This window comes from Streptomyces sp. NPDC002773 (assembly GCF_040295605.1).
In the GTDB taxonomy this organism is placed as follows: Bacteria; Actinomycetota; Actinomycetes; order Streptomycetales; family Streptomycetaceae; genus Streptomyces.
In genome coordinates this window covers 70,381-81,842 of the sequence record NZ_JBEOVO010000009.1, presented here as the reverse complement: position 1 = coordinate 81,842, position 11,462 = coordinate 70,381, and the positions used below count along the sequence as shown (strand labels likewise).

The window sequence follows — 11,462 nt, the reverse complement described above, 5'->3', positions numbered from 1 at the left end:
TCTCTGTGATGCACGTCACAAACGATGAGTAGCTGAAACCGCGTAAGAGAAACCCTCCGAAGAGCTCTCTCCTCACGGACACCGTGTCCGGACGGAAGGAGATCGTCGCGATGACTGGTACGGGGGCCTCGGGCGCCAAGAGCGCGGTGGAGTGGCTGGTCTCGGTCGCACCTGATCCCGACGCCTGCCGGTGGGAGTGGGAGCGCAACCCGCACGGGGTCGCGCTGCTGCCCGCCGGCAGGCGTTGGGACGTCCTGATCCTGCCGGCGGAGCTCGGCTACCCCACGCTCGACGTGCTGACCCGCCTGGTGGACCGGCCGGGCCCGGTCCTCGCCGACTTCGGCGACGCCCGGATGGGCTTCTTCGTCCCGCCGGGCACCGCCGCCCGCTGGCTCGGTACGGGCGTGCGCGGCGCGGGTGCCGGGACCTGGATCGTGGTCCCCTACCCGGGGCGGGCGACGGGTGCGGTCCGCTGGCTGGTGACGCCGGACGGCGCGGGCACCCTCACCGACGCCGCCCTCCTCGAACTGGCGATGCACGAGGCGGCGGGGCAACTGGCCAGGGGTGAAAGGGGTCCCGACGGGGGGTGAGGAGAGGTGACGTCCGTACAGAGGTCTTGACCACTCGATTGGTCTGGACCATGCTGTGGCGCGCTCGCACCTCGATTCCCCCATTCCCGGAGGCAGTTGTGGACCGCGCCAGACCTCTCACCCTGCTGCTCGCGGGGGTCCTCGCCGCCAGCGGACTCGCCGCGCTCACCCCCGCGGCCCAGGCCGCCGACGCCGAACTCGCCCGCAACGGCGGCTTCGAGGCCGGCCTCGACGGCTGGACCTGCACGGCGGGCAGCGGCGCCGCCGTCTCCTCGCCCGTCCGCAGCGGTACGAAGGCGCTCCAGGCCACCCCGGCCGGCAGCGACAACGCCAAGTGCTCCCAGACCGTCACCGTGAAACCCGGCTCCACCTACACGCTCAGCGGCTGGGTGCGCGGCAGCTACGTCTACCTCGGCGCCTCCGGCACCGGCACCACCGACGTCTCCACCTGGACGGGCTCCGCCCCCGACTGGCAGCGGCTCGCGACCACCTTCACCACGGGCGCCTCGACCACCTCGGTCACGATCTACACCCACGGCTGGTACGGCACCCCCGCCTACCAGGCCGACGACCTCTCCCTGTACGGCCCCGGCGGCGCCCCCGTGCAGCTCCCGGCCGCACCCACCGGCCTCGCGGCGGGCTCCCCGACGTCCAGCACCGTGCCGCTGACGTGGAGCCCGGTCCCGGGCGCCGCCTCGTACCACGTCTACCGCGGTACCACGCGCGTACAGACGGTCAGCGGCACCTCGGCCACCGCGACCGGCCTCACGGCCTCGACCGCGTACACCTTCCAGGTCAGCGCCGTGAACAGCGCCGGCGAGTCCCCGGAGTCGGCCCCGGTGACCGCGACGACGACCAGCGGCGGCGGGGGCGGCAACCCCGGCCTCCCCGCCCACGCCCTCGTCGGCTACCTCCACTCCAGCTTCGCCAACGGCTCCGGCTACACCCGGATGGCCGACGTCCCCGCCTCCTGGGACGTCATCAACCTCGCCTTCGGCGAACCGACCTCGGTGACCTCAGGCGACATCCGCTTCAGCCTCTGCCCGGCCACGGAATGCCCGAACGTCGAGTCCGCGGCCGACTTCAAGGCCGCGATCAAGGCCAAGCAGGCGGCGGGCAAGAAGGTCCTCATCTCCATCGGCGGCCAGAACGGCCAGGTCCAGCTCTCCACCACCGCCGCCCGCGACACCTTCGTCTCCTCCGTCTCGAAGATCATCGACGAGTACGGACTCGACGGCCTCGACATCGACTTCGAGGGCCACTCCCTGTCGCTCCAGACCGGCGACACCGACTTCCGGAACCCGACGAGCCCCGTCATCGTCCACCTGATCCAGGCCCTCAAGACCCTCAAGGCCAAGTACGGGCAGAACTTCGTCCTGACCATGGCCCCGGAGACCTTCTTCGTCCAGCTCGGCTACCAGTACTACGGCTCCGGCCCCTGGGGCGGCCAGGACCCCCGCGCCGGCGCCTACCTGCCGGTCATCCACGCCCTGCGCGACGACCTGACCCTGCTCCACGTCCAGGACTACAACTCGGGCTCCATCATGGGCCTGGACAACCAGTACCACTCGATGGGCGGCGCCGACTTCCACATCGCCATGACCGACATGCTCCTCACCGGCTTCCCCGTCGCCGGCAACACGGACCGCTTCTTCCCGGCCCTCCGCGCCGACCAGGTCGCCATCGGCCTCCCCGCCTCCACCCAGGCGGGCAACGGCCACACGACCCCGACCGAGGTCAACAAGGCCCTGGACTGCCTGACGAAGAAGGCGGGCTCGTCCTGTGGCACCTACCAGACCCACGGCACCTGGCCCGCCCTGCGCGGCCTGATGACCTGGTCGATCAACTGGGACCGGTACAACCAGTGGGAGTTCTCGCGGAACTTCGACGCCTACAACTGGAGCTGACCGCGGCCCGGTCAGCCCGCCACCACCTCACGGAACACCCGGGCCGGAGCCGTCGCGGGCTCCGGCCCGGCCAGCCCGTCGAGGACCGCCCGCAGATCCAACGGCACGGCCCGGACGACCGCGGACACCGCCCCGTCCGCACCCCGGACGGACACCGTCGCCCCGGCGGAACCGGCACCCCCCGGGTGGACCAGGGAACAGCGCCCGGGACCGCCGCCGGACAGCGCGTGGGCGTACAGGAACGCCTGGTACAGATCCTGCGTGGACAGCTTCCGCTGGTCGTAGAGCTTGTACTTCACGTCCACGGGCAGCCGGAAGGGCACACCGTCCCGGGCGCCGGAGACCAGCAGGTCCGGTCGCACCTCGGAGTACGGCGCACCCGTGGCCTCGTCGAACAGCACCCGCCGCTGCCGCGACTGCGCCTCGGCGAGCATCCCGGCGGCAGCGGAACCCTCCCGCAGCAGACGCGTCACGAACGCTTCGAACAGCTGGTTCATGTCGAGGAGGAAGGCCCGGGAGGTCAGCGGACCGGCGGTGAACAGGTCCTCGATCCCGCCGCCCGAGAGCAGCAGCCGCGACCAGAGGTGAGCGGGCCGGTAGTGCTCGTTGTGCCGGTGGTAGGCCGGCTGCGACACCGCGGTGCGGAGATCCCCCAGCGGACCCGGGGCGTAGGCCGCGAAGCGCGCCGCCGCGCGCCTGGCCCGGCTCCGTACCTCGGAGGAGCGCGCCGTGCGGGCCGCCCGCTCCACGGCGTGGGCGCAGATCCGGTTGTCGAGGATGTCGGCGTCGTGTTCGTCGAACCGGCAGGCCAGCCGGTCCAGTCGGCCGTGGTGGCGGACGAGCTGACGGTCCGGCAGCAGACGGCCGCGTACGACGGGCAGGTCGTCCTCCCGCGTGAGGTAGTCGCTCCGGACCCCGTGGCGCAGCAGACGCTCGGCGTGCTCGGTCACCATGAGGGCGACCAGGTCCCGCAGATGGGGCGGGCCGCCGCTGAAGTCCTGCCCGAGGGGAAGGGCGGCGCCGGGCCCGCCCCAGGCGTAGTCGAGCATCCGCAGCACGTCGAGGTCCCCGCCCAGGTACTTCGGCAGGACGCGCAGCTCGCAGGCGTCGAGCCGGACGACTCCGACGTACGACCCCGCGGTCACCTCAAGCCGGTCGCCCCGCAGCTCCCGTACCCGCAGCCGCCCGTCGAGCGCCCCGCCCTCGACGAGCCGCCGGTCGGCGTCCGTCAGGCGGACACCGGGGACGACCAGCTGCCCGTACTCGCTCAGGACGTACGGCGCGTGCTCAGGCGGGTTCGGCATCGGCGCCGGCCCTGAGCTCGGAGTGCAGCGCGTACACGAGCGACTCGTCGTCGAGATCGCGCAGGCAGTGGTCGACCGGGTCGACGACCGCCTCGCCGAGGAACGAGGCCAGCAGCCCGTAGTCGTCGTACGCGTACTCCTGCAGCAGCGGCATGATCTCGTCCCGGACGATCGCGGCCAGCTCCGCCGCCGTCGCCACCGGTTCGCCGCCGGGCATCAGGAAGGCGTGGCCGATCTGCTTCTCCCGGTCGAGCAGCCGCCGGACACGGGCGTTGAGCGCCTCCAGGAACACACCGAGGTCGAGCAGGTCGACGTTGAACCCGCGCAGCGGCTTCGGGTCCGGAAGCAGCTCCACGAAGGCGAAGCGGCGGCGTATCGCGGAGTCGAGCATCCGGATGGACCGGTCGGCGGTGTTCATGGTGCCGAGCAGCAGCACGTTCCGCGGCACGGCGAACGGCCGCTCGCTCAGCGGGAGCGTGACGGACAGCCCGCGCTTGTCCTTCTCCAGGACGGTGATCAGTTCACCGAGGACCTTCGGCACGTTGCCGCGGTTGAACTCGTCGACGACCACGAGGTAGGTGTGGTCGGGGTCCTCCGCCGCCTGCTCGCAGACCCGTTTGAAGACACCAGGGCGAGGCTCCAGGGCCAGCCCCGCCTGCCCCTTCACCGGCCGCAGTCCCTCGACGAAGTCCTCGTACCCGTAACTCGGGTGGAAGGTGACGAGGGTGAGCCGGCCGGCGTCCTGGAGCGCCTTCAGGGTCGCGCGGTACTCGGCGCTCTCCGGCTCGGCCCACGGGGCGACGCCCGGGAGGTCGTCGGAGAGGGCGCCGAGCCGCTGCACGGCGTAACGCAGGGCCTGGTACGTCTTCCCGGTGCCCGGCGGGCCGTAGAGGATCGCCTGGCCGCGGCGGGTCAGCGCGTCGTCGAGGCGCTGGAGTTCGGGGTCGAGCGGGTGGAGGACGGGGACGTCCTCGACGTCCGCGGCGTCCTCGGCGACTTCGGCGTCCGGTTCCTCCGATGCCCGCGTCTTCAGCCGGTCGGCGCGCAGCTGCTTGAGCTTCGTCCAGAACGCGGGCTTGACCTCGGCGATCCGGTCCGGCCCCCACCCCGGGACCGGACGGTCGAGATCCAGGTGGAAGGAGGAATCCCACTCCACCGCGACGGTGTGCCGACGGTCCGGCCGGGAGGGACGCCAGGAGTAGCCGTCCCCGGTGACGCGGCCGACCGCGAAGATGCGGTCGGCGGCCTCGTGCGCCACGACCCGGTCGCCCGGCCGCATCTCCAGGAGCCGCCAGACGTCGGCCGCGTTCCGCGCGTCCCGCACCGGGAACCGGCCTTGTACGGCCCTGCTGAACTCCTCCTTGTCGGCGAAGTCGTGCAGATCGCCGAGTTCGTCGAAGCCGACGGCCGCGTAGCCCTCCATGAGGCAATCCAGGTCCAGCTCGCCACCGGGGTGGATGCCCACGGCGAACACCCGCGGCGCCACCCGTGGCGGAGCCCACCAGGCCAGGAAGCGGTAGACGAGGTGGGGCGGCCAGTCCTTGAGCCGGGGGTGCTGCCCGACCAGCCGGCGCAGGTACTCCTTCCGGGCGAAGGGGCGCATCCGCGCCGGCACGTCGTTCGAGAGCAGGGCCGTGTAGTGCCGGGTGTAGCTGTCCGCGTACACCGGGACGATCGAGTCCGGGGCGTAGATCCGCAGGGTCTTGGCGATCAGTGTGTTCGCCGCCCGGACGGCGGCGATGTCGTCGATGTCCCCGACCCTGCCCTCGCGGGCCGCCGTCACCGCCTCGACGATGCCCCGGCGCACCGCGCTCCAGGCCGTGGCGGCGTCGGGATAGCCCGAGTCGTGCCACCAGCGGCCGCCGTCCCGGCAGTAGATGAGGTGCTTCTTGGCCGAGCCGCCGGTGATGCTGCCCAGCTCGCCGCTGCCGTACTCGAGTGCGTGGCAGTACGGCGGGGGGAGGTCCGGGCGGTTCTTGTGGACGCCGAGGGCGTAGCGCTCCAGCGGGAGTTCCGGCCACGCCTCCAGGGGGAAGTCCCGGCGGATCTCCTCGGCCCGGCGGTCCGCCGCTTCGAGGGCCGCCCGGTGCCGTTCGACGTCGAACGCGTCGAGGGCCTCGTCGAGGGGCCAGTACGGCAGACCGTCGGCGTGGTCCGCCGTGACGGGCCGCAGAGCGCAGGAACAGACGCCCGTCAGGGGCTTGCCGCGGCCGTTCAGCAGGCCGGCGGACGCCGACCAGGAGGCCGGGTCCTCGGCGTCGAGCAGCCGGCGCCAGGTCAGGCCGTCCTTGTCGGGATGCCGTTCGAGCTGGTGCGCGTCGGTGAGATGGCCGCAGCCGGGATCGTGGTGGATCTTGGCACCGTGGGTCGGGAGGACGATCTGCCCGCCCGAGGGGTTCAGCTCGTGCGCACGCCCGTCGAACGTGACCGAGAAACGTGTGCCGTGGTCCGCCATCCGTGTCCCCCTGGGAGTCTCACCCCCGCGCGCCCCCCGCGCGGTCCCGACGACCGTACCGCGTCGCGAGGACGGGCCAGCGCAGCAGCGGAAGGCACAGGGCGAGCGAGGCCAGCACGTCCAACGGCCAGTGGTAGCCCCGCAGGACGAGGCCGGTCCCCGTCACCGCCGTCAGTACGGCGGCGACGGGGATCAGGCGGTTCGAGACGAGGAAGGCCGCGCCGAAGTAGGCGACCATCGCCGTGGCCGTGTGCCCCGAGGGGTAGTACCCGTGGGCCCAGGGCTCCAGCGGGCCGGGGCGGGCCGTCCACTCCTTGAGGGGAATCACGAGCAGGGGTACGGCGGCCATCGCGAGGCCCGCGTACAGGGCGGCGGCGCGGCGGCCGCGCCACAGGGCGTACGCCATCGCGCAGGCGAGGACGGGAAGAGCCACCGTCAGGTTGCCGAGGTCGGCGCCGAGTTCGGAGAGGGGCCGGGGGACCGTGTCCACCAGGGCCCGGGACACCCGCTCGTCGAGCCTGGCCAAGGGGCCGTGGACGAGCACCTGCCAGGTCACGACGGCGAGGGCGACGAGCGCCGAGAAGAGAGCCGGCCGCCCTGGAACAGGGGGGGTGGTTCCAGGGCGGCCGAGTGGATCGGGCTGCCGCACGCCCCGGGGGGTGTGGGGCGGGCGGCCATCCGATCGGTGAGGAGTTCCGGAGCGCGAGGCTCCAGGGGTGTGCGCGACGGCACGGTGTGGGCGGGGCTGGGGATGCTCCGCCCGGGGTGTTTCTCTCATCTGCAGAAACCGTACGTCAGAGAAGGGGGGACCGACAGCGGGAAACGCATCCCGCCATCGGCCCCCCACAGAGTCTTCACACCGCGACCCTCACGGGGCGTCAGATCTGCGCGAACGCGCTCTCGATGACGTCGAGGCCCTCGTTCAGCAGGTCCTCGCCGATGACCAGCGGCGGCAGGAAACGCAGCACGTTGCCGTAGGTGCCACAGGTCAGGACCAGCACGCCCTCGGCGTGGCAGGCCTTCGCGAGCGCGCCCGCGGCCTCCGGGTTCGGCTCCTTGGTCGCGCGGTCCTTGACGAGCTCGATGGCGATCATGGCGCCGCGGCCGCGGATGTCGCCGATGGCGTCGAACTTCTCGGCCATCGCCGAAAGGCGGGCCTTCATGAGCTCCTCGATGCGGCGCGCCTTGCCGTTGAGGTCGAGCTCCTTCATCGTCTCGATGGAGCCGAGCGCACCGGCGCAGGCCACCGGGTTGCCGCCGTAGGTGCCGCCGAGGCCGCCGCCGTGGACGGAGTCCATGATCTCGGCGCGGCCGGTGACGGCGGCGAGCGGCAGGCCGCCCGCGATGCCCTTGGCGGTGGTGATGAGGTCCGGGACGATGCCCTCGTCCTCGCACGCGAACCACTGGCCGGTACGGCAGAAGCCGGACTGGATCTCGTCGGCGACGAAGACGATGCCGTTGTCGTTGGCGAACTTCACGATCGCCGGCAGGAAGCCCTTGGCCGGCTCGATGAAGCCGCCCTCGCCGAGGACCGGCTCGATGATGATCGCGGCGACGTTCTCGGCGCCGATCTGCTTCGTGATGTTGTCGATCGCCTGGGCGGCGGCCTCGGGGCCGCAGTTCTCCGGACCGGTGGGCCAGCGGTAACCGTAGGCGACCGGCACGCGGTAGACCTCGGGCGCGAACGGCCCGAAGCCCTGCTTGTACGGCATGTTCTTCGAGGTCAGCGCCATCGTGAGGTTCGTACGGCCGTGGTAGCCGTGGTCGAAGACGACGACGGCCTGGCGCTTGGTGTACGAACGGGCGATCTTGACCGCGTTCTCGACGGCCTCGGCGCCCGAGTTGAACAGCGCGGACTTCTTGGCGTGGTCGCCCGGCGTCAGCTCGGCGAGCGCCTCGCAGACCTCCACGTACCCCTCGTACGGCGTCACCATGAAACAGGTGTGGGTGAAGTCCTGGAGCTGCGCGGAGGCGCGGCGCACGACGGCCTCGGCGGAGGCGCCGACCGAGGTCACGGCGATGCCGGAGCCGAAGTCGATCAGACGGTTGCCGTCGACGTCCTCGATGATGCCGCCACCGGCCCGCTTGGTGAAGACGGGCAGCGTGGAACCGACGCCACCGGCGACCGTGTCGAGCCGACGGGCCTGAAGCTCCTGCGACTTCGGACCGGGGATGGCGGTGACGACGCGCCGCTCCTGCGGGACAGCGTTCATGCGGGGCTCCTGGGGGTGTTCTGGACGCACTTGCGGGTTTCCTCCGCAGGCTAGGCGCGAGGGAGTGGCGGAGGCATGCGCCGATCGGGAGTGATGAGGGCGTGTCGTTGTCCGTGATGGACAGGGCGGCGCCGCTTCCGCTTCCCGGGGTTGCCCGGCCACACGGGTGGTCGAAACCCCTCCGGGGCGTCCGCGGGCCACTAGATTGACGGTGGCACAGAGACGGCGACCCGGCTGGTCAGGGGGCAGGGGTTCATGGAGACCGACGGCACGTACGAGTCACGCGACCCGTTCGGCGGTGCGGCACCACCTCCCGCGGCGGGGTTCCCGCCGCGCCCGCCTGCGCCACGGCCGGTGGTCCCACCGCCCGCGAGCCCGCCGACGGCCGGTCCGCCGTCCGAGGGTCGCTCTTCGGCCACTCCGCCGCTAGGGGGCCACCTCCGGGGCGGTCTCCCGCCCGAGGGCTCTCCGGCCGGTCTCCCGCCAGAGGGTTCCCCTCCGATCGGTCTCCCGCCCGAGGGTTCCCCTCCGATCGGTCTCCCGCCCGTACCGCCACTCCCGGGGCACACCCCGGCCCAGGCCGCCCCGCCACGGCCGGGCGACGCACCCGCGGGACGCCACCCCGTCGCCGAATGGCTGGACGCCCCACGTCCCGACGCCGGTCTCGGGATCTGGCGGTTCCGGCACACCCCGCCGCCGCCCGGTGCGCCCGCCCGCCTGGCGCCCGCCACCATCGCCGGGATGCTGATCCCGGTGGCCATCGGCCTGCTCATCTGGTCGGCCTACCGGCGCGGGACCCTCCCGTACATGTACGTGGTGCTCCAGACCCTCACCCCCGGCGACTGGTGGTACCACGGCACCACCTCGGCACGGGACTGGCACGGGGAAGCGGCGCGTGAAGTCTTCGGCGGCGTCGTCTTCGTCGGGCTCGTCTGCGCGGTCGCCGCCCTCGGCTCCTGGGGCAAGATCGTCCGCCACTACCTCGACCGGTTCCGCCCGGCCGTCCGGGCCGCGCTCGCCGGTGCCGGAGCCCTGATCGCCCTGGCGTTCGTGTGGCCGGAAGCCTTCGGTGTCGGCTGGGACCCGCTGCCCGTCGCCCTGCCCGTGTTCTCCCTCGTGTCCCTCCTCGGCGGGGGATACGACGTCCTCGAAGCCCCCCTGCTCGTCTATCCGCTGTACGCGGCCATCACCGCGGCCGTGGTGTGGCCCTTCGCCCGCGTCGGCGCGTGGGCGAGCCTCTTCCGGGCGTGGCGCGACCGCTCCGCCGCCACCCCGGCCCCGGCCGCCGCCCCGGGCGTGCCGCGCTCCCAGTGGCCGGAGCTGCGGGAGGCGGGCGGGCACCGCGCCGCCGAGCGGCTGGTCGGCGAGCTGGCCGCCGGGCGGATGAACGACGTCGACTGCGCCCGCGTCCGCCGCGCCTGGCAGGACACCGAACGCGACACCGTGCGCCGCGCCGCCCTCGCCGAGGCGCTGACCGAGCAGGGCGCCGCGACCGGCGCCCACCCGTCCGGCGCCCGGGACCTGCCCCGCCGATCGGCCACTCACGACCTGCTCCTGGGCCAGGTCCGGATCGGCCGCTGCGTGCCCGCGGAGCGCACCCCGCAGGCCTACCACGGTGCCGGTCTCGCGCTCGACCCCGATCTCCTCGGCACCTCCCTCCTCGCGGTCGGCCCCTCCGGCGCGGGCAAGACCCGCACCCTGGTCGCGCCCGTCGTCGAGGCGCTCACCCTCCAGGCGCTCACCGGAGCCTGCGCCGTCGTTGCCGTCGGCGCGGCATCGGCCCCGCTCGGTGCCGACGAGGCGTACGACGTCGTCGTCAGGCTCGGCGACCCCGCCTCCCGCTACGACCTGGACCTGTACGCCGGGGCCACCGACGCGGACGAGGCCGCCGCCTTCCTCGCCGAGGGGCTCGTCGGCGACCTGGAGGGCGTGGAGACCCGGCGGGCCGCGACCGCCCTCGCACAGCTCATCGGCCCGTACCGGACCGCGTACGGACGCTTCCCGACCGTCCCGGTCCTGCGCGAACTGCTCGAAGCCCGCGCCGAGAACCTCCGGGCCCTGCTCGACCTGCTGCCGGCCGACAGCGCGCAGGCCATGCGCCGCGAACTGCAATCCCGGATCCGCCAGGTCGGCACCGCGAGCGACGTGGGCCCCGTGCTCGCCGACCGGCTCGCCGCCCTCGACCGGCCCCTCTTCGCCGAGTTCTTCGGCGGCGGCCGCGAGGTGCGGCCCTTCTCCCTCGCGGCCGTCGCCCAGCATCCGATGCGCGTGCGGATCAGCCTGCCCGAGAGCGGCCACGAAGAGGCCGCGCGGCTCCTGAACCGCCTGCTCCTCGCACAGTTCCAGTCCGTCACCCGGAACCGTGCCGGGCGCGGACACCTCGCCTTCCTGGTGCTCGACGACGCGGCGAGCGCGCTCACTCCCGGGACCGTACGGGCCCTCCAACGGCTGCGCCCGCAGAACGCGGCCGTCGTGCTCGCCCTCCGCACCCTCGCGGAGGTGTCCGAGGCCCTGCACGGGCCGCTGCTCGCGTCGGTCGGCTGCCGGTCGGCCTTCGCCGGCCTTTCCACCTGGGACGGCAAGGCCTTCGCCGAGGCGTGGGGCACCGAACGGGTGGAGACAACGGAGGTCGCCCATCACACCGTGTTCGCCGATCAGCCGATGACCCGGGCGTTCCACGCCCTGCGCAAACTGGTGACGGGCAAGGCCGTGACCACCGAGGCCGTCACCGTACGAGAGGTGGAGCGGCAGCGCTGGTCGGCATCCGACCTCGCGCACGCCGTGCCACCGGGGCATGCCGTCCTCTCCCTCACGCACGTACGGGGCGAGCACATGCCGCCGCTGCTCGTCGACCTACGGGACTGAGCGGCACCCCCAGGGTCTCCGGCCCCTGCTGCGGAGCGGTACCCCCCGGCACCGCTCCCGCGCCGCGGAGCGGTCGCCTCCGGGCCCTGGCACAATCGGGGGCGCCGCTCGGCTGAGCGGCGCCCCCT

Annotated in this window: 7 protein-coding genes; 3 read left to right on the top strand and 4 right to left on the bottom strand. The window is 73.0% G+C overall.

Annotated features, from left to right (window positions below):
• Nucleotides 1–110 precede the first annotated feature (110 nt).
• Nucleotides 111–590 (top strand): hypothetical protein, encoded by a 480-nt coding sequence (locus ABT034_RS14230; RefSeq protein WP_351214804.1) that lies wholly within the window; start codon nt 111–113, stop codon nt 588–590.
• Nucleotides 591–688: 98 nt separating this feature from the next.
• Nucleotides 689–2,497: a chitinase gene (locus tag ABT034_RS14225; protein WP_351214802.1), complete on the top strand. Its 1,809-nt coding sequence runs from the start codon at nt 689–691 to the stop codon at nt 2,495–2,497.
• A gap of 11 nt (nt 2,498–2,508) precedes the next feature.
• Here the strand turns inward: ABT034_RS14225 and ABT034_RS14220 are convergent, their stop codons facing one another.
• From ABT034_RS14220 to gabT, 4 genes are all read right to left on the bottom strand, one after another.
• A complete protein-coding gene (locus ABT034_RS14220) occupies nt 2,509–3,801 on the bottom strand; it encodes an McrC family protein (RefSeq protein ID WP_351214800.1) in 1,293 nt (430 codons plus the stop codon).
• Entirely contained in the window at nt 3,785–6,256 is a 2,472-nt protein-coding gene (locus tag ABT034_RS14215) for an McrB family protein (RefSeq protein WP_351214798.1), read from the bottom strand. The genes ABT034_RS14220 and ABT034_RS14215 overlap by 17 nt, the downstream gene beginning before the upstream one ends.
• A gap of 19 nt (nt 6,257–6,275) precedes the next feature.
• Nucleotides 6,276–7,034: a phosphatase PAP2 family protein gene (locus ABT034_RS14210; RefSeq protein WP_351214796.1), complete on the bottom strand. Its 759-nt coding sequence runs from the start codon at nt 7,032–7,034 to the stop codon at nt 6,276–6,278.
• A gap of 100 nt (nt 7,035–7,134) precedes the next feature.
• Complete coding sequence (gene gabT, locus ABT034_RS14205; RefSeq protein ID WP_351214794.1) at nt 7,135–8,469, bottom strand: 4-aminobutyrate--2-oxoglutarate transaminase; 1,335 nt, start codon at nt 8,467–8,469, stop codon at nt 7,135–7,137.
• Between the two features lie 741 nt (nt 8,470–9,210).
• On the opposite strand from gabT, the gene ABT034_RS14200 reads away from it, so the two are divergent.
• A complete protein-coding gene (locus ABT034_RS14200; protein WP_351214792.1) occupies nt 9,211–11,334 on the top strand; it encodes a type IV secretory system conjugative DNA transfer family protein in 2,124 nt (707 codons plus the stop codon).
• Nucleotides 11,335–11,462: the final 128 nt, after the last annotated feature.

Bases quoted from the DNA above. Each gene is read 5' to 3' on its own strand.
- ABT034_RS14210 (WP_351214796.1), bottom strand. From the start codon at position 7,034: ATGAGAGAAACACCCCGGGCGGAGCATCCCCAGCCCCGCCCACACCGT.
- ABT034_RS14230 (WP_351214804.1), top strand. From the start codon at position 111: ATGACTGGTACGGGGGCCTCGGGCGCCAAGAGCGCGGTGGAGTGGCTG.
- ABT034_RS14215 (WP_351214798.1), bottom strand. From the start codon at position 6,256: ATGGCGGACCACGGCACACGTTTCTCGGTCACGTTCGACGGGCGTGCG.
- gabT (WP_351214794.1), bottom strand. From the start codon at position 8,469: ATGAACGCTGTCCCGCAGGAGCGGCGCGTCGTCACCGCCATCCCCGGT.
- ABT034_RS14200 (WP_351214792.1), top strand. From the start codon at position 9,211: ATGCTGATCCCGGTGGCCATCGGCCTGCTCATCTGGTCGGCCTACCGG.
- ABT034_RS14220 (WP_351214800.1), bottom strand. From the start codon at position 3,801: ATGCCGAACCCGCCTGAGCACGCGCCGTACGTCCTGAGCGAGTACGGG.